The organism is Streptomyces sp. NPDC057623 (genome assembly GCF_042800355.1).
Classification (GTDB): domain Bacteria; phylum Actinomycetota; class Actinomycetes; order Streptomycetales; family Streptomycetaceae; genus Streptomyces.
Window position 1 is genome coordinate 20,774 of the sequence record NZ_JBHVGZ010000069.1, and the last position, 26,728, is coordinate 47,501.

At 70.7% G+C, this 26,728-nt stretch carries 18 protein-coding genes and 1 tRNA gene; 18 read left to right on the top strand and 1 reads right to left on the bottom strand.

Going from position 1 to position 26,728, the window contains the following annotated elements:
- The first annotated feature begins 65 nt into the window (after positions 1-65).
- The 5 genes from ACFU95_RS41250 to ACFU95_RS41270 all read left to right on the top strand — a co-directional run bounded on the left by ACFU95_RS41250 (position 66) and on the right by ACFU95_RS41270 (position 3,096).
- On the top strand, positions 66-917 hold the full coding sequence (locus ACFU95_RS41250) for a type II secretion system F family protein (RefSeq protein ID WP_383839735.1): 852 nt from the start codon (positions 66-68) through the stop codon (positions 915-917).
- A gap of 39 nt (positions 918-956) precedes the next feature.
- Positions 957-1,757 carry a type II secretion system F family protein gene (locus ACFU95_RS41255; RefSeq protein WP_383839689.1) on the top strand — a complete coding sequence of 267 codons (801 nt, stop codon included), beginning with the start codon at positions 957-959 and terminating at the stop codon, positions 1,755-1,757.
- Between the two features lie 160 nt (positions 1,758-1,917).
- Entirely contained in the window at positions 1,918-2,127 is a 210-nt protein-coding gene (locus ACFU95_RS41260; protein WP_383839692.1) for a DUF4244 domain-containing protein, read from the top strand.
- On the top strand, positions 2,114-2,503 hold the full coding sequence (locus ACFU95_RS41265; RefSeq protein WP_383839695.1) for a TadE family type IV pilus minor pilin: 390 nt from the start codon (positions 2,114-2,116) through the stop codon (positions 2,501-2,503). The genes ACFU95_RS41260 and ACFU95_RS41265 overlap by 14 nt, the downstream gene beginning before the upstream one ends.
- A complete protein-coding gene (locus ACFU95_RS41270; RefSeq protein WP_383839698.1) occupies positions 2,500-3,096 on the top strand; it encodes an Rv3654c family TadE-like protein in 597 nt (198 codons plus the stop codon). Before ACFU95_RS41265 ends, ACFU95_RS41270 begins: the two co-directional genes overlap by 4 nt.
- Here the strand turns inward: ACFU95_RS41270 and ACFU95_RS41275 are convergent.
- A complete protein-coding gene (locus tag ACFU95_RS41275; protein WP_383839701.1) occupies positions 3,002-5,632 on the bottom strand; it encodes a DEAD/DEAH box helicase in 2,631 nt (876 codons plus the stop codon). The two genes, ACFU95_RS41270 and ACFU95_RS41275, sit on opposite strands and share 95 nt — an antisense overlap.
- 83 nt (positions 5,633-5,715) lie before the next feature.
- On the opposite strand from ACFU95_RS41275, the gene bldG reads away from it, so the two are divergent.
- The 13 genes from bldG to ACFU95_RS41340 all read left to right on the top strand — a co-directional run bounded on the left by bldG (position 5,716) and on the right by ACFU95_RS41340 (position 26,673).
- A complete protein-coding gene (gene bldG / locus ACFU95_RS41280) occupies positions 5,716-6,057 on the top strand; it encodes an anti-sigma factor antagonist BldG (RefSeq protein WP_003975386.1) in 342 nt (113 codons plus the stop codon).
- A gap of 121 nt (positions 6,058-6,178) precedes the next feature.
- On the top strand, positions 6,179-6,616 hold the full coding sequence (locus tag ACFU95_RS41285; protein WP_383839704.1) for an ATP-binding protein: 438 nt from the start codon (positions 6,179-6,181) through the stop codon (positions 6,614-6,616).
- 324 nt (positions 6,617-6,940) lie between these two features.
- Entirely contained in the window at positions 6,941-9,346 is a 2,406-nt protein-coding gene (locus ACFU95_RS41290) for a sodium-translocating pyrophosphatase (protein WP_383839707.1), read from the top strand.
- 214 nt (positions 9,347-9,560) lie between these two features.
- On the top strand, positions 9,561-10,151 hold the full coding sequence (locus tag ACFU95_RS41295) for a small secreted protein (protein WP_383839709.1): 591 nt from the start codon (positions 9,561-9,563) through the stop codon (positions 10,149-10,151).
- A gap of 36 nt (positions 10,152-10,187) precedes the next feature.
- Positions 10,188-11,726 carry a methyltransferase gene (locus ACFU95_RS41300; protein WP_383839712.1) on the top strand — a complete coding sequence of 513 codons (1,539 nt, stop codon included), beginning with the start codon at positions 10,188-10,190 and terminating at the stop codon, positions 11,724-11,726.
- 443 nt (positions 11,727-12,169) lie between these two features.
- On the top strand, positions 12,170-12,367 hold the full coding sequence (locus tag ACFU95_RS41305; RefSeq protein ID WP_383839714.1) for a hypothetical protein: 198 nt from the start codon (positions 12,170-12,172) through the stop codon (positions 12,365-12,367).
- Between the two features lie 249 nt (positions 12,368-12,616).
- The gene (gene topA, locus ACFU95_RS41310) at positions 12,617-15,451 is read left to right on the top strand and encodes a type I DNA topoisomerase (protein ID WP_383839717.1); all 2,835 of its coding nucleotides are present in this window, start codon (positions 12,617-12,619) and stop codon (positions 15,449-15,451) included.
- A 188-nt stretch (positions 15,452-15,639) separates the two neighbouring features.
- Positions 15,640-18,861 carry a dTMP kinase gene (gene tmk / locus ACFU95_RS41315; RefSeq protein WP_383839720.1) on the top strand — a complete coding sequence of 1,074 codons (3,222 nt, stop codon included), beginning with the start codon at positions 15,640-15,642 and terminating at the stop codon, positions 18,859-18,861.
- 241 nt (positions 18,862-19,102) lie between these two features.
- The gene (locus ACFU95_RS41320) at positions 19,103-20,308 is read left to right on the top strand and encodes a DNA polymerase III subunit delta' (RefSeq protein ID WP_383839721.1); all 1,206 of its coding nucleotides are present in this window, start codon (positions 19,103-19,105) and stop codon (positions 20,306-20,308) included.
- A 180-nt stretch (positions 20,309-20,488) separates the two neighbouring features.
- A complete protein-coding gene (locus ACFU95_RS41325; protein ID WP_383839724.1) occupies positions 20,489-22,123 on the top strand; it encodes an alpha/beta hydrolase in 1,635 nt (544 codons plus the stop codon).
- Positions 22,124-22,288: 165 nt separating this feature from the next.
- Positions 22,289-22,365: transfer RNA gene (locus ACFU95_RS41330), tRNA-Thr, on the top strand.
- A gap of 608 nt (positions 22,366-22,973) precedes the next feature.
- The gene (locus tag ACFU95_RS41335) at positions 22,974-23,207 is read left to right on the top strand and encodes a hypothetical protein (RefSeq protein WP_383839726.1); all 234 of its coding nucleotides are present in this window, start codon (positions 22,974-22,976) and stop codon (positions 23,205-23,207) included.
- A complete protein-coding gene (locus tag ACFU95_RS41340; protein ID WP_383839729.1) occupies positions 23,194-26,673 on the top strand; it encodes a LamG domain-containing protein in 3,480 nt (1,159 codons plus the stop codon). The genes ACFU95_RS41335 and ACFU95_RS41340 overlap by 14 nt, the downstream gene beginning before the upstream one ends.
- Positions 26,674-26,728: the final 55 nt, after the last annotated feature.

The following is a 26,728-nucleotide window of genomic DNA, read 5'->3' on the forward strand; positions in this document are numbered from 1 at the left end:
CGCGAGGGAGTCGGTGGCGTGCGGGGTTCGGTGGCATGAGGGGCTCGGTGGGTTGAGTGGGTGAGATGACGTGGGGCGCGGCCGTCGTGTGTCTCGGGGCGGTGGTCTGCCTGCTGGGCGGGCCGGACTCCGGGGCGAGGCGGGCTCAGTTGCTGCTCGCGGGCGGTGGGGCGGTGGGTGCCGGTCCGCCCGACTGGCGGCAACTGGCCGAGAGGCTGCGGCGGCTGCGAGGGAGATTGCGAGCCGAGTGGTGGGCGCCGGCCGTCGGGTTGGCGTTGGCCGTGCTGGGGTCGTCGCTGCTGCCGGTCGTCGCGGGGGCGGTCGGGGTGCCGTTGCTGCGGCGGGTGCGGCTGGCCGGGGAGGCGCGGCGGGCGCGGGAACGTCGAGGGGGCGCGGTGATCGCGCTGTGCGGAGCACTGGCCGGAGAGGTGCGGGCGGGACGGCAGCCGGGTGAGGCGTTGCTGTGGGCGGCGCGGGACTCGGCTGGGCTCGGTGGGGCGCAGGCCGCGGTGCTGGCGGCGGCGCGGTTCGGCGGAGATGTGCCGGGCGCGCTCGCCGCCGCGGGTCGGCAGCCAGGCGCCGAGGGCCTGTTGGGCCTGGCGGCGTGTTGGCGGGTGGCCGTGGACCAAGGCGCGGGGCTCGCGGCCGGGCTCGACCGGCTGGAAGGGGCACTACGGGCCGAACGGGATCAACGTGCCGAGCTCAGAGCCCAGTTGGCCGGTGCTCGGTCGACGGTGGTGATGCTCGCCGCTCTGCCGGTCCTCGGGCTGCTGCTCGGTGCCGCGATGGGAGCTGAGCCGCTGCGTGTGCTGCTGCATACCGGTGCGGGGATCGGGTGCCTGGTGGTGGGCGGAGCCCTGGAGGGGCTGGGGATGTGGTGGGCGATGCGGATCGTGCGGGGAGCGGAGGCGGCGTGAGGACTCGAACCGGTCGGGGTGTGAGAGGGAGGTGATGGTGTGAGCGCGGAGGTTGTCCACAGGTTGGGGACGGCTGTGGGGGTGGCGCTGGCCGCAGGGTGGCTGTTGCGTTGGTGGGCCGCGGCCCGGCACGAGCGGAGGGCCCGGCGACGGCTCGCCCAGTTGATGCCGACAGTCGACGTTGTGTCGACCGTGGACTCGTCCCGCCGACGGGTCGACGTCCGGCACGGCCTGCGGCGCGCGCTGCCCATGGGGGCGGTCGTGGCCGCCGGTTGGGCGCTCGTCGGCGGTGTCGCCGGTGTGGCGGTGGGGCTGGTCGTCGCGGGCGGGCTGTGGTTCTGGCGGCGGCGGCAGGATGCGGTCGGTGCCGTCGAGGACTACGACGCCGGTGAGGTCGCTCGGCAACTTCCGCTCGCGGCGGACTTGCTGGCGGCCTGCATCGCTGCGGGAGCCGGTCCGGTGATCGCGGCCCAGGCCGTCGGCGAGGCGCTGGGCGGCCCCGTGGGGGGCGTGCTGGCGCGGGGCGCCGCGGAGGTGCGGCTGGGTGGTGAGCCGGGTGAGGCATGGCAGCGGCTGGCGTCGTTGCCACGGGCCGGGGCGCTGGCGCGGCTGCTGGAACGGGCCGATGTGTCGGGGCTCCCGGCGGCCGGACCGGTCGCGCGGCTCGCCGCGGAGGCCCGCGCCGACTGGGCCCGCACCTCGACGGAACGGGCCAGACGGGCGGCCGTCATGGTCTCCGCGCCGGTGGGGCTGTGCTTCCTGCCCGCGTTCATCGCGGTCGGTGTGGCGCCGGTGGTGATCGGGCTCGCGGGCGGGGTGCTGGGAGGGGGTGGTGGGTGACGGGGCGACGGGCGGCAGCTGCCGCCGGTCAGTAGACGGAGTGCCGAGTGCCGAGTTCCGACTTCGGAGTTCGGAGTTCGGCAGCAGATGTCCCACAGCCGGCTTCAAGCGTCGGCTTCAACAACTGATTTCAACACGACTGAGTCATACGGGGGTTGAGATGTACAAGGCGGTTCGGGCGCAGTTGCGTGCCCTGGTGTGCAGGGCGCGGGCGGCGCGGGGTGACGCGGGGATGGTCACCTCCGAGTACGCGATGGGGATCGTCGCGGCGGTGGCGTTCGCCGTGGTGCTCCACAAGGTCGTCACGAGCGGGCAGGTCAGCGCGGAGCTTCAGGACATCGTGAAGCAGGCCCTCGATGCGCGGATGTGAGCGCGGGAGCGAGCGGCGGTCGGGCCTGCGGTCGGACCGGGGGTTCGTGACGGCGGAGTCGGCTGTCGTGCTTCCTGTCCTGGTGATGTTCGCGATGGCGCTGGTGTGGGGGCTGCTCATGGTGGCCGCGCAGATCCAGTGCGTGGACGCCGCGCGGACGGGCGCCCGCGCGGCAGCCCGACAGGATCCGGCCGACACGGTCATCGAGGTGGCCCGTGAGGCCGCACCGCGCGGCGCGACGGTCACGGTGGGGCGGAAGGGGGACGAGGTCCGCGTGGTCGTCGTGGCCAAGCCGCCGGTGCTGCGTGGTCTCCCCTTCGAGGTACGGGAAGAGGCCGTGGCGATGGCGGAGGAGAGGGTGGGGGAGGGGGCATGAGGAAGGGTTTCTCACGGGGCCGCAGAGCAGTCATCGGCCGGCCCTCAGCCCGGTGGCGTGCCATCGGCCGACATGCGACCCGGTGGCGGGCCATCGGCCGACACGCCCTCAGAGGACCTGCCGCCGGCCTGCGCTCCGACCGAGGTTCCGCCACCGTCTGGAGCGTCGGTGCCATCACCGTGCTCTGTATCGTCTTCGGCGTCGTACTCGCCCTGGGGCACGCCGTCGTAAGCCGACACCGGGCGGCCGGCGGTGCGGATCTCGCGGCGCTGGCGGCGGCCGACCACTGGGCAAAGGGCGGTACGGCGGCCTGCGGCAGCGCTGAACGGGTGGCTCGGGCGCAAGGTGTGCGGCTCGTGCGGTGCGTGCTGGTGGGGGACATGTCGGACGTGACGGCGGCATCAGGCCGGGGGCCGTTCGCGGCGGAGGTAAGGGCTCGGGCGGGGCCTGCGGGGGCGCCCGGGGCGAACCCGCCGACCGGGTCCCCGCCGTTCGGTCCTACGGGGGCGGACGACCGGCCGACGGACGACCCGCGGTCGGGGAATCCGCCGTTCGGCCCAGCGGTGACGAACCGTTCGACGCAGGGTCCCTGACCGGTTGCGGGGCCACCGCCCGCTCCTCTGGCCGCTCGGGATCCAGGACGGGCTCCCCCTCCCGGTCCAGGGCGGAGTCCGCCTTCTCCTCCGGTGCGCCCCGCAGCAGCACCGTGAGCAGCCGCACGGCCCCCCGCTTGTGCAGCGGATCGTTCCCGTTGCCGCACTTGGGGGACTGGATGCAGGACGGGCAGCCGGCGTCGCACTCGCAGGAGGCGATGGCCTCACGGGTGGCCGTGAGCCAGGTGCGGGCGGTGTGGAAGGCACGTTCCGCGAAGCCCGCGCCGCCGGGGTGGCCGTCGTAGACGAAGACCGTGGGGAGCAGCGTGTCGGGGTGCAGCGGGATCGACACGCCGCCGATGTCCCAGCGGTCGCAGGTCGCGAAGAGGGGAAGCAGGCCGATGGAGGCGTGCTCGGCGGCGTGCAGGGCGCCGCCGAGGATCTCCGGGTTGATCCGGGCCTCGTCCAGCTGGTCCTCGGTGACCGTCCACCACACCGCGCGGGTGCGCAGCGTACGAGGAGGGAGGTCGAGTTTCGTCTCGCCCAGTACTTCGCCGGTGATCAGACGGCGGCGCAGGAAGGAGACCACCTGGTTGGTGACCTCGACGGAGCCGTAGCACAGGCGGCCGTCGCCCCACGGGACCTCGATGTCCGTCTCCAGGACGGAGATCGACGTCGTGTCGCGGGCGACCGTCGAGTACGGCGGGGCCGCCTCCTCGACCAGGGCGACCGAGTCCTCCAGGTCGAGGGAACGCACCAGGTACGTCCGGCCCTGGTGCAGGTGGACCGCGCCCTCGTGCACCGAACCGTGCGCGGCGCCCGCGTCGACCGTGCCGAGCAGCCGCCCGGTCCCGGACTCGACCACCTGAACCGGTCGGCCGCCGCCGCCCCGGATGTCGGTCAGGTCGGCGGCCCGCTCCCGGCGCGTCCAGTGCCAGGCCTTCGTGCGGCGGCGCAGCAGCTTCGCGGCCTCCAGCTGCGGCAACAACGCCTCGGCTGCCGGGCCGAACAGTGCCAGATCCTCGTCCGTCAGCGGGATCTCCGCGGCCGCCGCACACAGGTGGGGGGCCAGGACGTACGGGTTGTCGGGGTCGAGGACCGTCGACTCCACCGGACGGTCGAACAGGGCCTCGGGGTGGTGGACGAGGTAGGTGTCCAGCGGGTCGTCGCGGGCGACCAGGACGGCCAGCGCGCCCTGCCCGGAGCGGCCCGCCCGGCCCGCCTGCTGCCACAGGGACGCGCGCGTGCCCGGGTAGCCGGCGATCAGGACGGCGTCGAGGCCGGAGACGTCGATGCCGAGTTCCAGGGCGGTGGTGGCGGACAGACCGAGAAGTTCGCCGGAGTGGAGGGCCTGTTCCAGGGCACGGCGCTCCTCGGGGAGGTAACCGCCGCGGTACGCCGCGACACGCCGGGCGAGGGAGCGGTCGACCTCGGCGAGGCGTTCCTGGGCGATGACCGAGATCAGCTCGGCGCCACGCCGGGAGCGGACGAAGGCGACCGAGCGGATGCCCTGGACGGCGAGGTCGGTCAGCAGGTCGGCCGTCTCGGCGGTGGCGGTACGGCGGACAGGGGCACCCTTCTCGCCCTGGAGCTCGGTGAGCGGGGGCTCCCAGAGGGCGAAGACGAGCTCGCCGCGCGGGGAGGCGTCGTCGGCGACCTCGACCACGGGAAGGCCGGTGAGACGGCGGGCGGCCACCGCGGGCTCCGCGGAGGTCGCGGAGGCCAGCAGGAAGACGGGAGAGGCGCCGTAGCGGGCGCAGAGGCGGCGCAGACGGCGCAGGACCTGGGCGACATGGGAGCCGAAGACGCCGCGGTAGGTGTGGCACTCGTCGATGACGACATACTTCAGAGCCTTCAGGAAGGAGGACCAGCGGGGGTGGGACGGGAGTATGCCGCGGTGCAGCATGTCGGGGTTGGTGAGGACGTAGTTGGCGTACTGGCGGATCCACTCGCGTTCCTCGAATGGAGTATCGCCGTCGTACACAGCTGGGCGAACAGAATTGCCCAGCGTATGTGAAAGTTCCTTCACCGAACGGCACTGGTCCGCCGCAAGAGCCTTGGTGGGAGCCAGGTAGAGAGCCGTGGCGCCGCGGCCGTTCGGCGCCTCGGAACCGTCCAGAAGCGTCGAGAGGACCGGCACGAGGTAGGCCAGGGACTTGCCGGACGCCGTGCCCGTGGCGACGACCACCGAGTCCCCGTCCAGGGCGTGCTCGGCGGCGCGTGCCTGGTGGGCCCAGGGATGTTCGATTCCCGCAGTCTGCACCGCGGCGATGATCTCCGCACGGATCCGGTCGGGCCAGACGGCATGGCGACCCTCGCGCGGGGGCACATGCTCCGTATGAGTGATGCGCGAAGCCCGGCTCGGCCCCGAGGCGAGTCGGCCCAGCACCGCGCCCGGGTCCACCCGGGAAACGGGGCCCGTCGGGGATCGATCGGATCGGTGATTCTTGGCCATCGGCACCGAGTGTGTCACTGGCGTGACGGACAATGGGACCAAGGCGTCGTGCACGCCTGCCGGTAAGTGATTGAATGCCATCGCGGCTGGCGAACCGTCCTGGGGGCTGTAAGCCGAGGTGTCCCGAGGGACGACCGCTCGATTAGCAAGGTGCTGGAGGATCCGTGGACCTGTCCCTGTCGACCCGTACCGTCGGCGATCGTACGGTCGTCGAGGTCGGTGGCGAAATCGACGTATATACCGCGCCCAAGCTGCGCGAGCAGCTGGTCGAGCTGGTGAACGACGGGAGTTTCCACCTCGTCGTAGACATGGAGGGCGTGGACTTCCTCGACTCCACCGGGCTCGGCGTGCTGGTCGGCGGCCTGAAGCGTGTGCGTGCCCATGAGGGCTCCCTGCGCCTGGTCTGCAACCAGGAGCGCATTCTCAAGATCTTCCGTATCACCGGCCTCACCAAGGTGTTCCCGATCCACACCTCGGTCGAGGAAGCGGTGGCGGCGACCGACTGACCACCGGACCCGGGCCCGCCGCAGGGCGTGCCCGGGGCGGCAGAAGTTGAAAGAGAAGGGGGACCGGGCTTTCGGCAGCCCGGTCCTCCGGACAGCACGCCCGTAGTTCGGAGGGGGATGCATGGCCACCGTTGAACTCCGCTTCAGCGCGCTGCCCGAGCACGTCAGGACCGCCCGTCTGGTGGCGGCAGCGGTGGCGCGCAGGGCCGGAGTGGACGAGGCCGTCCTGGACGAGGTCAGGCTCGCTGTCGGTGAGGCCTGCACCCGTGCCGTCGGACTGCATCAGAGCGTCGGCATCACGGCGCCGGTGAAGGTGTCGCTGATCGAGGAGGAGAAGGCATTCTCCATCGAGGTCGGTGACGAGGCGCCGCGTTCCGTTCCCGGTGAGCGGGCAGACGGCGTCGCGGGCGACGACGGGGAAGTGGATGCCGAGGAGGACGAGATGGGCCTCGCGGTCATCAGCGGTCTCGTCGACGACGTGGAGGTCTCCGCGGGGGAGCACGGCGGGTTGATTCGTATGACCTGGCCGACCACACCGCCGGCCGCGGTGCTCACCTGACGAGCTGTCGACCCGAATCACTCTCTGCTCGACTCACTCTCCACGCGAAGGGGCCCTGCTCAGCAGGGCCCCTTCGCGTTTTCGTCATCGGCGCAGGGGAATTCGTGAAGGAATTCACGATCAACCTTCCAGTAATTTGATCAAGTAAATGCGGGCGTCAATGGTTTTGAGGCATTAGCACTTTCGGGTTCAGTGGCGTGATGTCGATCATTTGCTGAACGGCATGTGAAGGCTAATTCCGTTTACCGCCATCTGTTTTGATCAGGTTCCGGTACCTAGAATCCGTCCACATCTTGAGCTCAGCCCAAGCGTCAAGGAGGACGAATGGCGGGGCTTTCTACCCCTCATCAGATTGACCACCCCACAACCCTCGCAGCCGCAGTGCTCACCGACGACAACCGGATCATCATCACGGTCATCGGCGTTGTCGCGCTGGCAGCGCTGGTGGTCGCCGGCGTTCTCGTGCGCCAGGTGCTCGCAGCGGGCGAGGGCACCCAGAGCATGAAGGAGATCGCAGGCGCGGTCCAGGAAGGTGCCAACGCCTATCTGGCCCGGCAGTTGCGGACACTCGGCGTATTCGCCGTCGTCGTGTTCTTCCTGCTCCTGCTGCTGCCCGCGGACGACTGGAATCAGCGCATCGGCCGATCGGTGTTCTTCTTGATCGGCGCCGGGTTCTCGGCGGCCACCGGCTATATCGGCATGTGGCTCGCCGTGCGCAGCAATGTGCGCGTCGCCGCGGCCGCACGGGAAGCGACCCCGGCGGAGGGTGAACCGGAAAAGGATCTCACCGCCGTCTCCCACAAAGCCATGAAGATCGCTTTCCGTACGGGCGGCGTAGTCGGCATGTTCACAGTGGGGCTCGGTCTGCTGGGCGCCTCCTGTGTGGTGCTGGTCTACGCGGCCGACGCGCCGAAGGTGCTCGAAGGATTCGGACTCGGTGCCGCGCTGATCGCGATGTTCATGCGGGTCGGCGGCGGCATCTTCACCAAGGCCGCCGACGTCGGCGCCGACCTGGTCGGAAAGGTCGAGCAGGGCATTCCGGAGGACGACCCGCGCAATGCCGCGACCATCGCCGACAACGTGGGCGACAACGTCGGCGACTGCGCGGGCATGGCGGCCGACCTCTTCGAGTCGTACGCCGTGACCCTGGTCGCCGCGCTGATCCTCGGATCGGCGGCGTTCGGTGACTCCGGGCTCGCCTTCCCGCTGATCGTGCCCGCGATCGGCGTGATCACGGCGATGATCGGCATCTTCGCCGTGGCTCCGCGCCGGACCGACCGCAGCGGCATGACCGCGATCAACCGCGGGTTCTTCATCTCCGCGGTGATCTCGATCGTGCTGGTCGCGATCGCCGTGTTCGTCTACCTGCCGTCGTCGTACGCCGACCTCGACGGCGTCACCGACGCGGCGATCGCCGCCAAGGACGGCGACCCGCGGATCCTCGCGCTCGTCGCGGTCGGGATCGGCATCCTGCTGGCCGCTGTCATCCAGCAGCTGACCGGCTACTTCACCGAGACCAACCGCCGCCCGGTCCTCGACATCGGCAAGACCTCGCTCACCGGTCCCGCCACCGTCGTGCTCGCCGGCATCTCCGTGGGTCTCGAATCGGCCGTCTACACCGCCCTGCTGATCGGCCTCGGCGTGTACGGGGCGTTCCTGCTCGGCGGCACGTCGATCATGCTGGCGCTGTTCGCGGTGGCACTGGCCGGCACCGGTCTGCTCACCACGGTGGGTGTGATCGTCGCCATGGACACCTTCGGGCCGGTCTCCGACAACGCGCAGGGCATCGCCGAGATGTCAGGCGACGTCGAGGGCGCGGGCGCCCAGGTGCTCACCAACCTGGACGCGGTCGGCAACACCACCAAGGCCATCACCAAGGGCATCGCCATCGCCACCGCCGTCCTGGCGGCGGCGGCGCTCTTCGGGTCGTACCGCGACGCCATCACCACCGGCGCGCGGGACGTGGGCGAGAAACTCAGCGGCGACGGAGCGCCGATGAGCCTGATGATGGACATCTCGCAGCCCAACAACCTCGTCGGCCTCATCGCGGGCGCGGCGGTCGTCTTCCTCTTCTCCGGACTCGCCATCAACGCCGTGTCGCGGTCGGCGGGTTCCGTGGTCTACGAGGTACGACGGCAGTTCCGTGAGCGGCCCGGGATCATGGACTACACGGAGAAGCCGGAGTACGGCAAGGTCGTCGACATCTGCACCCGGGATGCCCTGCGCGAGCTCGCCACGCCCGGCCTGCTCGCCGTGGTGGCGCCCATCTTCATCGGGTTCACGCTCGGTGTCGGCGCGCTCGGCGCGTTCCTGGCGGGCGCGATCGGCGCCGGCACGCTGATGGCCGTGTTCCTCGCCAACTCCGGCGGCGCCTGGGACAACGCCAAGAAGCTCGTCGAGGACGGTCACCACGGCGGCAAGGGCAGTGAGGCCCACGCCGCCACGGTGATCGGCGACACGGTCGGCGACCCCTTCAAGGACACCGCCGGTCCCGCGATCAACCCGCTGCTGAAGGTGATGAACCTGGTGTCGCTGCTCATCGCGCCCGCGGTCATCCAGTTCAGCTACGGCGAGGACAAGAACGTGGGCGTACGGGTCGTGATCGCCGTGCTCTCGCTCCTTGTGATCGTCGGCGCGGTCTACGTCTCCAAGCGGCGAGGCATCGCCATGGGTGACGAAGGCAACGCGGACAGGGTGGCCAAACCGGCCGACCCCGCGGTGGTTTCGTAGGCGGTCTTACGACGGCCCAGCTCAAGAAGCGGGCGGGTGGCGCGCGTTGGCGTGCCGCCCGCCCGCCTTGTGCGTGTTCACGCCCTAGCCGTGACCCTTCTCTCACATGGTGTAAAGAGTCTTATAACGTCACTAATGCTGCATTCGGTGCATCGGTGTCTCCCGCGCGGCGTGTAAGGTCCGTTGGCCGAGAGCCACGGAAGGGACCGAACCGGTGAACAAGAAGCTCACGGCCGCACTGTCCGGCGGTGCGGTGCTGGTGCTGGCGCTGACGGGATGCACGAGCGACGAGGGCAACCCGGAGCTGGACGCCTGGGCCAAGCAGATCTGCGACACGGCGCCGACGCAGAACGCGAAGATCGCGGCGGCCGACAGCGCGATCACGAAGGCGGCCAAGGACAGCCCGCCCGCGGAACTCCAGAAGGTCGACGCCAAGGCTTTCCAGGACCTCTCCGACGGCTTCAAGGCGCGCGCGACCCTGCTCGCCGAGGCCGGAGCGCCTCCCGGTGTGGAGGACGGCGCGAAGAAGCAGCAGGACGCGATCAAGAAGCTCACCGCGCTCTCCGCGAGCTACGCCGACCTGAAGAAGCAGATGGACGGGCTCAACACCAAGGACCAGGGCAAGTTCGCGTCCGGGCTGAGCAAGGTCGGCAAGGACATGAAGGACGTCGTGAGCCAGCGCAAGAGCGCGCTCGACGCCCTGAAGAAGCTGGAATCGAGCGGCGACACCAAGCAGGCGCTGCTGGAGCAGGAGGGCTGCAAGCAGGTGGCGGCCTCCGCGTCCGCGGCGGCCACCGACAGCTGAGCCACCTTCGGAGCGGGCGCGGGTCACAATGAGGGCGTGAGTGACTCCAGCCTGTCTGCCCTGCCCGCCTCCGACCGTCCCGATGTCGCCGCCCGGCTGCGGGAGGCCCTGCTAGCGGCCTCCTTCACCGCAGACGGGCTGCTCGAACTGCTCGGTGCGCCCGCGTACGCGGCGCTCGCCCGCAGCGAGACCGTGCCCGCGCTCCGGGCGACCCGGGGAGACACCCCGCTGGAGGCGCTCGTACGGCTCTTCCTGTTGCAGCAACCGGTGCCGCACGCGCGCGTGGCGGGCTTTCTGCCCGTCGACGCCTGCCTGGACAGCGGGTGGCTGGTCCGGGCCGGCCAGGACTCCGACGACATCGCCGCGACCGTGGACGTACGGCCGTACGGCGGGCCCGGGGGCGAGGACTGGTTCATCGTGTCCGACCTGGGCTGCGCGGTGGGCGGGGCCGGCGGCAGCGGCAGCGACGGCCGTCAGGCGGACACCGCTGTCGTCCTCGGCGTCGGAGGCGCGTCGACGACCCTCGCCGGCATCACCGTCCGCACGCCCGTCGCCTCCGCCCTCGACCTCGGCACCGGTTCCGGCATCCAGGCGCTGCACGCCGCGCAGCACGTCACGCGCGTGACGGCGACCGATCTCAACCCGCGCGCGCTGCACATCACCGCGCTCACCCTCGCGCTGTCCGGCGCCCCGGCAGCGGACCTGCGGGAAGGCTCGCTGTTCGAGCCGCTCAGGAACGGCGAGACGTACGACCTGATCGTGTCGAACCCGCCCTTCGTCATCTCGCCCGGCGCCCGGCTGACGTACCGCGACGGCGGGATGGGCGGGGACGATCTGTGCCGCTCGGTCGTTCAAGGGGCGGGGGAGCGGCTGAACGAGGGCGGGTTCGCGCAGTTCCTCGCCAACTGGCAGCACGTGGAAGGGGAGGACTGGCAGGACAGACTGCGGTCGTGGGTGCCGCGCGGGTGCGACGCCTGGATCGTGCAGCGCGAGGTCCAGGACATCACGCAGTACGCCGAGTTGTGGCTCAGGGACGCCGGTGACCACCGGGGTGACGTGGCCGAGTACCAGGCGCGGTACGACGCATGGCTGGACGAGTTCGAGGCGCGCAAGGTGAAGGCCGTGGGGTTCGGGTGGATCACCCTGCGCAAGGCGTCGGCCGCCGTGCCCTCGATCACGGTGGAGGAGTGGCCGCATCCGGTCGAGCAGCCGCTCGGGGACGCGGTGCTGGCGCACTTCGACCGGCTCGACTATCTGCGCGCCCGCGACGACGCGGCTCTGCTGGAGGACCACTTCAGGCTCGTCGGCGAGGTCGTGCAGGAGCAGGTCGGGCTGCCCGGAGCCGAGGACCCGGAGCACGTGGTGCTGCGCCAGCATCGCGGCATGCGCCGGGCGACCCGGGTGGACACGGTCGGCGCGGGCTTCGCGGGCGTGTGTGATGGTTCGTTGAGTGCAGGACGAATTCTGGACGCGATCGCCCAGCTGATGGGCGAGGATCCGGTGTCGCTGCGTGACCGCACGCCCGCGCAGATCCGGCTGCTGGTGGAGCAGGGGTTCCTCGAACCGGCACGGTAGGACCCTGCCGGGGGGCTGCCGCCGCTTGGAGATCGTGTGCCCGTGGAAAGTGGGAAAGGCCCTGCCAGGTGGCCGGAACCGTCGGCGAGAGGACTCGCCCGTCCCGCTGATCGATTGCGGCACCACACCGCGCACCGACCAGGGCACGGACACGATCGAGCGCCCGGCGAAATGAGCCGCGGGAAGAGCCCCGAGTAGGTCACCGTGCTGTGGGGCGACAAATTCAGACGATCTCCGGGGCCAGGCAGGAGTGGCCCGGCCACGGAGATCGGTGAGGGCGCCGGGTCCTGTGGGGCTGTTGTGGCTGCTGGGCCCCAAGGGCCCGGAGAGTCCGCGGTGGCGCCGGTTCCGCGTTCACCTGAGGTTCGCCTGTGCGCCGCCCGTGCGTGACAGCCTCGCCGGGCTGAGCGCTCACGGACGGGAGAAAAGGGGCGAGCGGAACCATGGAGAGTGGACCGGCGATCTTCGCTGGGGTCGTGTTCGCCCTGTTCGGAGGCGGGCTGCTGGCGTGGACCGCGATCCGGGTACGGCAGCGCCGGCCCGTCGCTCACGGTGTGAGTCCCGTCGCATCGGCGACGCTCGCGGGCCTTGGCTCGGTGATCGCGCTGATCTTCGCGACGTGGTGCTTCACCCGACTCTGAGAACGGCCCGCGAGCTGCGCGGCGGATAATGGGGAGGGCCTCTTCCGGAAAGGCTCGAAAAGGCCGGTGGGCACTCCGGGCGGCAGGAATGGCGGAAGTCGGGTTACCGTTCGAGTGGCCGTTGCGGGCTTTTCCCGTTTGACAACGGGGCGGGATGTACCGTCACACTCCGCAGCGTCACCACCACCCGACCCCGGGATCCGAGCGACCCCGGGGAGGCCCCAGCCTCGACCGGAGAGAAGAGCGAAGTTGTCCCCGACCAGCGAGACCGCACAGGGCGGCCGCCGACTCGTCATCGTCGAGTCGCCTGCCAAGGCGAAGACGATCAAGGGCTACCTGGGCCCCGGCTACGTAGTCGAAGCGAGCGTCGGGCACATCCGCGACCTTCCCAACGGCGCCGCGGAGGTGCCGGAGAAGTACACCGGTGAGGTCCGCCGCCTCGGCGTCGACGTCGAGCACGACTTCGAGCCGATCTATGTCGTCAACGCCGACAAGAAGGCGCAGGTCAAGAAGCTCAAGGACCTGCTGAAGGATTCCGACGAGCTCTACCTCGCCACCGATGAGGACCGCGAGGGCGAGGCCATCGCGTGGCACCTCCAGGAAGTACTCAAGCCCAAGGTCCCGGTCAAGCGGATGGTCTTCCACGAGATCACCAAGGCCGCGATCCAGGCCGCCGTGGCCAACCCGCGCCAGCTCAACCAGAAGCTCGTCGACGCCCAGGAGACCCGCCGCATCCTCGACCGCCTCTACGGCTACGAGGTCTCGCCGGTCCTGTGGAAGAAGGTCATGCCGCGCCTGTCGGCCGGCCGTGTCCAGTCCGTCGCCACCCGGCTCGTCGTGGAGCGGGAACGCGAGCGCATCGCGTTTCGTTCTGCTGAGTACTGGGACCTGACGGGCACCTTCGCGACCGGCCGCGCGGGGGACTCGTCGGACCCGTCGTCGCTGGTCGCCCGCCTCCAGACCGTCGACGGCAGGCGGGTCGCGCAGGGCCGTGACTTCGACTCCCTGGGACAACTCAAGAGCGCGAACACCCTCCACCTCGACGAGGGCGACGCCCGCGCCCTCGCCGCCGCCCTGGAGCAGACGCAGTTCGCCGTCCGGTCGGTCGAGTCCAAGCCGTACCGCCGCTCGCCGTACGCCCCGTTCCGTACGACGACGCTGCAGCAGGAGGCGAGCCGCAAGCTCGGCTTCGGCGCGAAGGCCACCATGCAGGTCGCGCAGAAGCTGTACGAGAACGGCTACATCACCTACATGCGTACGGACTCCACGACGCTGAGCGACACCGCCGTGGCGGCCGCCCGCGCCCAGGTCACGCAGCTGTACGGCGCCGACTACCTGCCGCCGACCCCGCGGACGTACGCAGGGAAGGTCAAGAACGCGCAGGAGGCGCACGAGGCGATCCGTCCCTCGGGCGACCGCTTCCGCACGCCTGCCGAGACCGGACTGACCGGCGACCAGTTCAAGCTCTACGAGCTGATCTGGAAGCGGACCGTCGCCTCCCAGATGAAGGACGCGACCGGCAACTCCGTCACGGTCAAGATCGGCGGCAGGGCGGCCGACGGCCGGGACGTCGAGTTCAGCGCGTCCGGCAAGACGATCACTTTCCACGGCTTCCTGAAGGCCTACGTCGAGGGCGCCGACGACCCGAACGCCGAGCTGGACGACCGCGAGCGCCGGCTGCCGCAGGTCAACGAGGGCGACGCGCTCAGCGCCGAGGAGATCACGGTCGACGGGCACGCCACCAAGCCCCCGGCCCGCTACACCGAGGCCTCGCTGGTCAAGGAGCTGGAAGAGCGCGAGATCGGCCGCCCGTCGACGTACGCGTCGATCATCGGCACCATCCTCGACCGCGGCTATGTGTTCAAGAAGGGCACGGCCCTCGTGCCGTCCTTCCTGTCCTTCGCCGTGGTCAACCTCCTGGAGAAGCACTTCGGGCGGCTCGTCGACTACGACTTCACCGCCAAGATGGAGGACGACCTCGACCGCATCGCCCGCGGCGAGGCCCAGTCCGTGCCGTGGCTGAAGCGGTTCTACTTCGGCGAGGGCACAGGTGAGGGCGGTGCCGCCGACGCCGGGAACGGCGACGGGGACCACCTCGGTGGCCTCAAGGAGCTGGTGACCGACCTGGGCGCGATCGACGCGCGCGAGGTGTCCTCGTTCCCGGTGGGCAACGGCATCGTGCTCCGGGTCGGACGCTACGGCCCGTACATCGAGCGCGGCGAGAAGGACACCGAGCAGCACCAGCGCGCCGACATCCCGGAGGACCTGGCGCCGGACGAGCTGTCCGTGGAGATGGCCGAGGAACTGCTGGCCAAGCCGAGCGGCGACTTCGAGCTGGGCAACGACCCGAAGACCGGCCACGCGATCGTCGCCAAGGACGGCCGCTACGGCCCGTACGTCACCGAGGTGCTCCCCGAGGGCACCCCGAAGACCGGCAAGAACGCGGTCAAGCCGCGTACGGCCTCGCTGTTCAAGTCGATGTCGCTCGACACGGTGACGCTCGACGACGCGCTCAAGCTGATGTCGCTGCCGCGCGTAGTCGGCACCGACGCGGACGGCGTGGAGATCACCGCGCAGAACGGCCGCTACGGCCCGTACCTGAAGAAGGGCACGGACTCGCGCTCCCTCCAGGCCGAGGAGCAGCTCTTCACGATCACGCTGGAAGAGGCGCAGGCGATCTACGCCCAGCCCAAGCAGCGCGGTCGCGCGGCCGCCAAGCCGCCGCTGAAGGAGCTGGGCACCGACCCGGTCAGTGAGAAGCCGGTCGTCGTGAAGGACGGCCGTTTCGGGCCGTACGTCACCGACGGGGAGACCAACGCGACCCTGCGCTCCGGCGACAGCGTCGAGGAGATCACCCCGGAGCGCGGCTTCGAGCTGCTCGCCGAGAAGCGGGCGAAGGCGCCCGCCAAGAAGACGGCGAAGAAGGCCCCCGCGAAGAAGACGACCGCCAAGAAGGCCGCCCCGGCCAAGAAGACGGCCGCCAAGAAGACCGCGGCGAAGACGACGACGGCCGCGAAGAAGACGACGGCGAAGAAGACCACCGCGAAGAAGACGACGGCTTCGAAGTCGGCGAGCGACGACTGAGCCGTCCTCACCGCGAGGGCCGATCGGGCGCCATGAGGTCCAACCGGGCTCTTTCGGAGCCCGGTTGAGGGCCCGGTTCTTCACCTTCGGTTCGCAAAACGAACGCCTCGGCATCAGTTTGGTGTCGGGGCGTGCGTACGTTCGGGCGGGTGCGCCGGGCTGTCGGTGGGTCCCGATAGGCTGAAAGCATGACGCGAGCCGAGGAGCCAACGGCCCCCAACCCCGCCTCCGACGACGCCCTCGCAGCGGACTCCCGCGAGCGTGCCGTCCGCGCCCTGCTGCGCCGACCGCAGCTCAAGCGGCTGTGGAGCGCGCAGTTGGTGGGGGGTGTCGGCGACATCCTCGCCCTCCTGGTGCTGGTCCTGCTGGCACTTCAGGCGGCGATCGCCGAGGGGCCGTTCGGCGGTGGGTACCGGGGCGTGGCGTTCGCAGTGGCGACCGTCTTCGGGGTGCGCATCCTGGCGACGCTGCTCTTCGGCGCCGTACTCCTGGGCCCGCTGACGTCGCTCACCTCCCAGGAGGGCCCGCTCGACCGGCGCTGGACCATGGTCGGCGCGGACGGGCTGCGGGCCGCCCTGCTGATCGTCGCGCCCCTGTGGATCGACTGGACGCCGGACAACGCGCTGGCCGTCCTGCTGGTCACGGTCTTCGTGTCCGGCGTGGCCGAGCGTTTCTGGACGGTGTGCCGGGAGAGCGCGGCGCCCGCGCTGCTGCCGCCCCCGCCGCCGGAGGGCGCGACGGTACGACCGCTGCCGGACCACATGGACGCCCTGCGCCGACTGTCACTGCGTACGGGTTTCGTGGCGATCCCCATGGCCGCCGCCGCGCTCGTCGCCGCCGCCCTGCTCAACAACCTGCTCGGTACCGGACTCGACTGGTTCGACCAGCACCAGGCGGCCCTCGCCTCGTATGTCGCGGCCGGACTGTTCGCCGCCTCCCTGTCCGTACTGACCTTCCTGGAGCTGCCCGGCACGCGCACCCCGCGCGCGCGGTCGCCGCTCGAGGGCCTGCGCCGCCCCAAGACGGGCTCGGGCGTCGACAAGGGCCGTACCGGTGCGATCCCGCTGCTGGTGACGGCGTGCGCGGCCGTCGCCGGGGCGGTCTCCGCCGGGGTCGCCGTGTCCGTGCTGCACGCCAAGGACCTGGGCGGCGGACCGGTCCTGTACGGCCTGCTGGTGCTCGCGCTGACCGGCGGAGTGGTCGTCGGCATCCGTACGGCGCCCTCCGTGCTGCCCGCCCTGTCGCGGCGCCGGCTGCTGGCGCTGGTGATCGCCTTCACCGGTGTCGCGCTGCTGGCCGCGGGCCTCGTCCCGGACGTCACCACCGTGCTGCTGATCATCGCGCTGGCCGGGATGGGCGCGGGCGTGGCCGCCAACACCGGGCACACCCTCCTCGACCAGGAGGCCGAGGAATTCCGACGCCCGCGCACGACGGAGCACCTCCACGCGGTCGTACGGGTCTGTGTGGCGCTCGGCGCGGTGATCGCGCCGCTGGTCGCCGCGCTGATCGGGCCGCACCGGCTGGAGAGCGGCAGGTTCGTCTTCGCCCACGGCGGTGCGGCGTTCACGCTGATGCTGGCCGGGGCGCTGCTGCTGCCGGTGGCCGCGCTGGTGCTGGCCAAGGTCGACGACCGTTCCGGCGTGCCGCTGCGCCAGGACCTGCGGGACGCGCTGCTCGGTGGGGACGACCCGGAGCAGGTGCCCGTGACGTCCGGCTTCTTCATCGCCCTGGAGGGCGGCGACGGGGCCGGGAAGTCCACCCAGGCCGAGGCGCTCGCCGAGTGGATCAGGAACAAGGGCCACGAGGTCGTCGTCACGCGGGAGCCGGGAGCCACGCCCGTCGGCAAGCGCCTGCGGTCGATCCTGCTGGACGTGTCGAGCGCGGGCCTGTCGCACCGGGCCGAGGCGCTGCTGTACGCGGCGGACCGCGCGGAGCACGTCGACACGGTGGTCCGGCCCGCGCTGGAGCGCGGCGCGGTCGTCATCTCGGACCGTTACGTCGACTCCTCGGTCGCCTACCAGGGAGCGGGCCGCGACCTGTCGCCGACGGAGATCGCCCGCATCAACCGCTGGGCGACGAATGGACTCGCACCCCACCTGACCGTGCTGCTGGACGTCTCGCCGGAGATCGCCCGTGAGCGGTTCACCGAGGCGCCGGACCGGCTGGAGTCGGAGCCGGCGGAGTTCCACGCGCGCGTGCGCTCCGGATTCCTCACGCTGGCCGCGGCCGACCCCGGGCGCTACCTGGTGGTGGACGCGGGCCAGGAGCCCGAGGCGGTGACCACGGTCGTCCGGCACCGGCTCGACCAGATGCTGCCGCTGTCCGAAGCCGAGATTCAGGCCCAGGAGGAAGCTCGGCGCAAGGCCGAGGAGGAAGCCCGCCGCAAGGCCGAGGAAGAGGCCGCCCGCAAGGCCGAGGAGGAGCGCCTGGAGCGTGAGCGCCAGGAGCAGCTCGCCAGGCTGCGCGCCGAGGAGGAGGAGCGCAAGCGGCGCGAGCTGGAGGAGGCGCAGCGGCGCGAGGCCGAACGGCAGGCGGAGGAGGCCCGGCAGCGGGCCGAGGACGCGCATCGGCGTGCCGAGGAGGAGCGGCAGCGGCTCCTCGCGGAGGAGAAGGTGCGCGCCGAGGAGGAAGCGCGCCGCAAGGCCGATGAGGAACGCCGCCGCAAGCAGGCCGAGGAAGAGGCCCGGCTGCGGGCCGAGGCTGAGGCACTGCGCCTGGAGAAGCAGCGCAAGGCCGAGGAGGCCCTGCTGCGCGCGGAGGAGGCACGGCGGCTCGCGGAGCAGGCGGCCGCCCAGGCCCAGGCGGGACCGAGGCCGGCGGCGCCTGGCGCCGGGGCTGCCCCGAGTGACGCGATGACGGTTCCCACACCTGTGGTGACGCCGGGGCAGGCGCCGGGCGGAGCGTCGGACGAGACGACGGTGCTGCGGCCGGTGCGCGATGAGGAGCCGCGGGAGACGGACGACGAGCGCTCTTCCGGTGGCCGCTCTTCCGGTGGCCGCGCTTCCGGGGTGTCCGAGTCCGAGGTGACCGCGAAGCTGCCGCAGCCGCCGGCGCCTTCGGGGGCGGCTGACGAGACGGCCGTGCTCCCGCCGGTGGTGCCCGGTGCCGCCGACGAGACCGCCGTGCTGCCGCCGGTTCCTCCGGGGGCCGCCGATGAGACGGCCGTGCTGCCCTCCGTGTCCGGGGAGGAGCGTGCGGATCGGGTTCCGCCGGCGTACTTCCGCGAGGAGGAACGTACGCGCGAGATGCCGCAGGTCGACGAGGCGGGGACGCCCCGGCGCAGGGCTCGGTCCGACTGGGCCGAAGAGACGCCGCTGGACGATCTGCCCACACTGGCGGACGAGCTGCTGGGGCCGCACGACGACGAGTACGACGAGGACGGGGGCCGCGGGCGGGGCCGACGGCGCTGAGATCGGGCGGCGCTGAGCTTGGAGGGCGCTGAGCTTGGAGGGCTGTACGGGGGGCGGCGCTGGGGCTTGGACGGGTGCTGCGGCCGGTGTTGTCGGCTGGGCGGGGTTGATGCCCGGCGTGGTTGGGGTGCTCGTCGGCTCGGCTCACTCGTCGGGCCGGCCCGCTCAGGCACCCGTTGTCAGTGCCGCCCCGCACAATGGATCCCGCACCGCGAAATGTGAACGAAGGGCGGCGTGACCCATGAGCGTGTGGGACGACCTGGTGGGGCAGGCGAGGGTGAGCGAGCAGCTGGATGCCGCCGCTCGGGACGCCGACGCGCTCGTCACCGCCGCCACCACGGACACGCCGCCCCCCGAGGCGTCCAAGATGACCCACGCCTGGTTGTTCACGGGCCCGCCCGGCGCGGGGCGGAACCAGACGGCCCGGGCCTTCGCCGCCGCCTTGCAGTGCGTCAGCCCTGACCGGGCGCTGGGCGGCGCCCCCGGCTGCGGATTCTGCGACGGATGTCATACGGCACTCGTGGGCACGCACGCCGACGTCACCACCGTCGCCGCCGTCGGCACCCAGATCCTCGCCGACGACATGCGGGACACCGTCCGCAAGTCGTTCACCTCGCCGGCGAACGGCCGCTGGCAGATCATCCTCGTCGAGGACGCCGAGCGGCTGAACGAGAAGTCGGCCAACGCCGTCCTCAAGGCAGTGGAGGAACCCGCCCCCCGTACGGTCTGGCTGCTCTGCGCGCCCTCCCTGGAGGACGTCCTGCCGACCATCCGCTCCCGCTGCCGCCATCTGAACCTGAGCACGCCCTCGGTCGACGCCGTCGCCGACATGCTCGTACGGAGGGAAGGCATCGAGCCCGCCGTCGCCGCCGCGGCGGCCCGCGCCACCCAGGGCCACGTCGACCGGGCCCGCCGCCTGGCCACCGACCCGGCCGCACGCGAACGCCGGGCCGCCGTCCTCAAGCTGCCCCTCCGGCTCGGGGACATCGGGGGTTGCCTCAAGGCCGCCCAGGAACTCGTGGACGCCGCCGCCGAGGACGCCAAGCAGCTCGCCGAGGAGATCGACGTCAAGGAGACCGAGGAGCTGAAGGCGGCGTTGGGCGCGGCCCAGGGCGGTCGGATGCCGCGCGGCACCGCGGGCGTGATGAAGGATCTGGAGGACAAGCAGAAGCGGCGCCGTACGCGGACGCAGCGCGACAGCCTCGACCTCGCCCTGACCGACCTCACCGCCTTCTACCGCGACGTCCTCGCCCTGCAACTGGGCTCCCGCGTCGCCCTCGCCAACACCGACGCCGAGGACGCCCTGGAGCGCCTCTCCCGCGACAGCGCCCCCGAGTCCACACTCCGCCGTATCGAGGCGATCGCCGCCTGCCGTGACGCTCTCGACCGCAATGTGGCGCCGCTGTTGGCGGTGGAGGCGATGACGATGGCGCTGAGAGCGGGCTGAATAGCCCGCTGGCCAGCGGCCAGCGGCCAGCGGGGCGGGCCGGGAGCTTGGGAGCCGGGCCCCGGCTGCTGGGACGCGAAGCCAACCCAGGTGATCAACGGGAGGTTGACCGTGTAACACGTACGAGCCGTGGCGTGCACGCACGGCATCCAACCGGCTGCGCAGAGTTACGCTCGCCTGATGTACACCAGGCCCAGCTCTCCAGCCAGCCCAGACCCGAGCGCCAGCGGGCAGGGCCCGCGCAACCGTCGCTCGAACGCACGGCGAACCGGCACGGTCGGCACTCTCCTCGCCGCGGCCGCGCTGCTCGTCTCCGCATGCACCTCCGGTGGTGTGACCAGCGCGACGAAGTCGGGGGGCCCGGCGGCCGGGGCTGCACTGGCGGCGCTGCCGCGGTCCACGCCGACCGCGCTCGCGCCGTACTACGCGCAGAAGCTGACCTGGCGCAGCTGCGGGGTGCCCGGCTTCCAGTGCGCCACGATGAAGGCACCGCTCGACTACGCGAAGCCGGACGCCGGTGACGCCCGGCTCGCCGTGGCCCGCAAGAAGGCGACGGGGCCGGGCGCACGGCTCGGGTCGCTGCTCGTGAACCCGGGCGGTCCCGGCGGCTCGGCGATCGGCTACCTCCAGCAGTACGCGGGGATCGGGTACCCGGTCGAGGTGCGCGCGCAGTACGACATGGTCGCGGTCGACCCGCGCGGAGTCGCGCGCAGCGAGCCGGTCGAATGCCTCGACGGCCGGGCGATGGACGCGTACACGCAGACGGACTTCACGCCCGACGACGCCAAGGAGTCCGGTCGGCTCGTCGACGCGTACAAGAAGTTCGCGGAAGGCTGCGGCGCGGACGCGGCCGGACTGCTCCGGCATGTCTCCACCGCCGAGGCGGCCCGGGACATGGACATCCTGCGGGCGGCGCTGGGCGACGAGAAGCTGACGTATGTGGGGGCGTCGTACGGCACCTTCCTCGGGGCGACGTACGCCGGGCTTTTCCCGGACCGGGTGGGCCGGCTGGTCCTGGACGGCGGGATGGACCCCTCCCTGCCCGCCCGCCGGTTGAACCTCGACCAGACGGCGGGCTTCGAGACGGCGTTCCAGGCGTTCGCCCGGGACTGCGTGCGCCAGCGCGACTGCCCGCTGGGCAAGAAGGCGGGCGACGTCGGCAAGAACCTCAAGGCCTTCTTCGAGAAGCTCGACGCGCGGCCCATCCCGACCGGTGACGCCGACGGCCGTGAGCTCGGCGAATCCCTCGCCACGACGGGCGTGATCGCGGCGATGTACGACGAGGGCGCCTGGGCGCATCTGCGCGACGCGCTGTCCGCGGCGATGCGGGAGAACGACGGAGCGGGCCTCCTCGTCCTCTCCGACAGCTACTACGAGCGCGACGCCGAGGGCCGCTACACGAACCTGATGTTCGCCAACGCGGCGGTGAACTGCGTGGACCTCCCGCCGGCCTTCTCCACCCCCGACGAGGTCCGCAGGTCCCTCCCGGCCTTCGAAAAGGCGTCCCCCGTCTTCGGCGAGGGTCTCGCCTGGGCCACCCTGAACTGCGCGTACTGGCCGGTGGCGCCCACCGGCGAGCCGCACCGCATCGAGGCGAGGGGCGCGGCCCCGATCGTCGTGGTCGGCACCACCCGCGACCCGGCAACCCCCTACCGCTGGGCCCAGTCCCTCTCGCGCCAGCTCTCCTCCGCCCGCCTCCTCACCTACGAGGGCGACGGCCACACCGCGTACGGGCGGGGCAGTACCTGCATCGACCGGACGATCAACGCGTATCTCCTCCGGGGGACGCCCCCGAGCCGGGACCAGCGCTGCTGACAGCCCGTGCCGGCGGCCGCTGTGAACCGTCGCGAACGGCCCCGGAGCGCCGCGCTCCGGGGCCGGTGGCGGGCTGGGAGGGCCCTGGAGGGGGTGGTGCGGAGCACTCTCGGAAACTGTGTAGACTTACCGACGTTGCTGATCGCACCATGGTGCGGACGGCGCGCCGCCTTAGCTCAGATGGCCAGAGCAACGCACTCGTAATGCGTAGGTCTCGGGTTCGAATCCCGAAGGCGGCTCCAAGGTGAACCGCAGGTCAGGCCCTCTGACCTGCGGTTTTTTCGTTTTCTTGACCTTGGAATGTGTGCCTGTAGCGCTGCTTGCCTCTGTGTATGGAATGCGTAGGCCGGAGCTTCACTCCTGGGGTTCACCGAGGCGCCTCTCGCGTCAGATATGGCGCTGGCCTGCGGCTTCTTGGAGATCGCTTAATGGGTGAGGCAGCGCGTTCGAGGGCGGGGTGGCCAAGGGGTGGCCATCTGCGCAACGGCGGTGCGTGGGAGAGGGCTGCTGAGCTCTCGGCGACCGCCGTGTAGAGGCTTGTGTTTGTGGCTGTTCGGCAACGCGATGTGCGGGCAGGTGGGCAACTCGTTCGCGCCGCCGGGGTGCTCGCCGTCTCGACCCGGCCGTGGGCGGCAACGGCATTTGGACTGGCCCTTGTTGGTGGGTCTCGTTTACGACAAAAGCCAATTTGACATTTCCTTGACACTTACACGCCTCTACATGTGTCATGTGCACCACTTGTGTTGATCACGTGGAAGCAAGGGGTGGGGCGGTGGGGGACGGGCGGCAGCGTGCCCGAAGAGGCGCTGGCGGACGACGGGGCAGTCTGGCGTGGCTGACAGCGCTTGCCGTGCTGGCAACGGTTGCAGCGGTTACGCCGGTTTCGGCGGCCCAGAAAGCGTTTGCGTCAGAGGGCGTCGATCTGTCGGAGTCGGAACGCGCGCAGGAACAGGCGGCCGAATCGGGGGAGCAGGTCGAGGTGGTGGGCGAGCGCACCGAACGGGAGACGGTGTTCGCCAATCCCGGACGGCAGGACGTTCACGCTTCGGAAGTCGATTGCGCCGGTGCGAGTGGAGAAGCCTGACGGCAGTTGGACCGCCCCGGACGCGAAATTGGTGAAGCGGGCGGACGGGTCCATCGGGCCGCAGGCGGCCGCGGTGGAGCTGTCGCTTTCCGGTGGTGGGGACGGCAATGGTCTGGTGACGATCGCTGAGGACGGCCAGTCGGTCACCCTCGACTGGCCGGGCAAACTTCCGGCGCCGCGTCTGGAGGGCACGCGAGCGATCTACGAGAACGTGCGCCCCGATGTGAACCTGATCCTGACGGCGACGGTGGAGGGCTTCCGGCAGGTGCTGGAGGTCGAGACGTTGGAAGCTGCGAAGGATCCTGGGCTTGCGTCGCTGAAGTACTCGATGGATGTCGAGGGCCTGCGGGTGCGTGAAGGCGCGGCCGGGACCATGGAGGCCGTGGACGGCAACGGGCGGGTCGTGTTCCGTTCCCCGTCGGCGCGCATGTGGAACTCCGCCGGGCAGGCTGGGAACGCTGAAGGCCTTGGCGCGCAGAGCATTGCAGTGCGGCCAGGGGGTACGACCCTGGCGGACGAGTTGCCCGAGGCGACACCGACCGCGAACTCGGTGGACGAGCAACCCGTCGGTCCCTTGGAGGAGGGCGATCCGCTGGCCGGTCCCGGCGTCGGAGACGAAGCGGCCGTCATGGACGTGGACGTGACGCAAGATCAAGTCACGGTGACCCCTGACGCCGACCTGATCGCGGACACCACAAGTGCCGAACTACCGCTCTACATCGACCCGTCGGTGGAGATGAACGAGTCCGAGCGCACTGTGCTCTCCTCGGACGGGGATGTCTTCTACAACTTCTCCGGCGGTGACAACGGCGTGAGTGTTGGCCGGTGCAGCTCCGCCGTGATCGGCAGCGTGCGTTACTACTGCACCACTGGCAGTGCCTACACCAACCGCATGTACTTCGAGTTCACTCCGGGCAAGCTCAAGGGCAAGCAGGTGCTGGACGCGACGTTCGCGGTGACGGAGACGTGGTCGTTCTCGTGTGACGCGCGGTGGGTTGACCTGGAGCGCACGGACGGCATTTCGTCCTCGACGCACTGGCCGGGTCCGGGTGGTCCGAAGTCTGACAACTCCTGGGATCAGATGGGTGACCGGGACGTCTCGGCGGGCCGGGGCGACGCATGCAGCCCGTCGCAGCCTCGCAAGCCGATCGAGTTCAACGACAACCCGGAGGAGGGGGACGAGAACCTCACCTCGACGGTGAAGGCGTTCGCGGAAGGCAAGTTCAAGACGCTGACGCTGATGCTGAAGGCGAAGGACGAGTCGGATCCGATCGCGTGGAAGCGCTTCGACGACGACGCCGTCGTTGATGTGACGTACGTCGGCAAGCCGGCCGTGCCGACCGAGTACGGCCTGGAGACCGGCACCAATCAGATCTGCTCCAAGAGTTCGGGCACGCCAACGACTTGGTCGGACCCGACCCCGAATCTGGCTGCGACGCCGCAGACGGTCGCGGGCGGTGAGGCGTCCGCCTCGTTGCGCGTCTACTTCGACCTGGACGTGAAGAACACGGACGGCACGTGGTCGGACGCGAAGGAGCCCTCCACCGGCTCGGAGAGCCCCACCAGCGGCTATGTCGGTGACGGCCATGACCTGAACAAGACGTGGGATGCGACGCTGGCGGACGGCAAGCAGTACCGCTACCGCGCCTGGACCCGTTCGTACTACAACAGCGGGGACAGCATTCTGGGCGGTTCCGCGACTCCGTTCTGCTACTTCAAGATCGACAGCAGTGCACCAAAGCCGCCGTCGATCACCTTCACCTCGACGTATTCCGTGTGCGTACCAGGGGACTGCACGCCCAAGGGTGCTCCGGGCAAGTCGGGGACGGTGACATTCGGCCCGGCCAGCGGGGACACGAACACCGCCTACGCCTACAAGCTGTCCACGGACAGCTCCTGGCGGCCGTGGAAGTCCGGGACGACGGTGACCGAGACCATCACTCCGGTCGACTCGGGCACGATCACCCTGGAGGTCATGGCCAAGGACTCGGTGGGCCGCACGGGACAGAACAAGATCCGCTTTCTGGTCGACGAGGGTGACGGTCCCGTCGGTAAGTGGACGTTCAACGAGGCATCCGGTGCAGCCGTCGACGTCTCTGCCGCAGCTGCCGCCCAGCGCGACGACGCGACCGTCAGCGGCGCCACTCGGGTGAACACGGGCCGGCGTGGTGTGGTTACCGAGAACGGCGTGACCGGCGAGGACAAGGCGCTGAAGGTCGGCGGCACCCGCTATGCGGCGACCGCGGGGAAGGTGCTGGAGACGCAGGCGTCGTACACCGTGTCGGCCTGGGTGCGCCTGGACGCCACCGGTGCCGCGGCCACCGTCCTGGGCCAGGACGGCACGTACTACAGCCCGTTCTTCCTCGGCTACTGCGCCGGTGCAGATCGGTGGTGCCTGCGCCTGGCCGATGCGGACGCGGCGACGACCTCACTGGACAACCAGCGGGTGGACTCGCTGGACGCACCTCAGACCAAGGTGTGGACGCATCTTGCTGCGGTCATCGATACCAGCGCCAAGACTCTTGCCCTCTACGTCAACGGCGTGCCGCAGGGCAGTGACATCCTCACCACGGGTGCCTGGTCGGCTGCGGGTGGGCTGCAGATCGGCCGGGTGAAGTATCAGGGATCCTACGTCGACTACTTCCCTGGCGAGGTGGATGAGGTCACCGTCTGGCAGGACATCAAACTGTCTGATGCGATCGCCAGGGAGGCCAGCCCTGTGGACGCGGCCGGCAAGGCGTACGCCGAGCTGGTCGCCCAGTACACCTCGGAAGGCGCGACAGGCGCCACGCTGACCGACACCTCCGGGTACGGCAACAACCTCACGCTCTCCGCACCTGGTGCGTCCCTGGATGGCGAGGCCCTCGTGCTGGACGGCACGGCGGGTGCGGCGATGGCGTCGCGGCCGCTGGTGTCCGACACCGGCTCCTTCACCGCGGCCACGTCGGTCAGCGTCGACACGCAGGAACTGACGGGCAAGCCGAACGGTTACCGTGCCCAGGTTCTGGGTCAGCGCACGGCGTCGGGATCGTCGTGGAGTCTGTGGGTGGAGAAGACCGGGACGGAGAGCGAGCCGGTCTTGGACGACGACGGTAACCCTGTCCTGGACGACAACGGAGTCCCGCAGACCCGCACGGTCGCGGTGGCCCGCTGGCACTTCGGCAGGCTTACGGGCGACGGTAGTGGCACCTCCGTCGTCAGCGACGAGGCCGCTGTCCTGGACAGCGAGGTCGGTTTGGTCGGCGCCTATGACGCCCGGACGCGCGAGATCACGCTGTTCGTCGGCAGCACGCGACAGGGCGATCCACTCGCCTACACCGCTTCGGCCGGAACCGGAGAGTTCGCGGTGGGCAGCGGCTACACCGGCGCGTGGGGCCACCACCTGTCCGGCCGGATCACGGACATCCGCTTGTGGGCGGGCGCGGTGACCGACGCCACTCAGGTCGAGAACCTCATCGGTTACTGAACCCCCGCTGCTGTGCCCGCACCCCCTGGTGAGGAGTGGTGCGGGCACTGGAGCC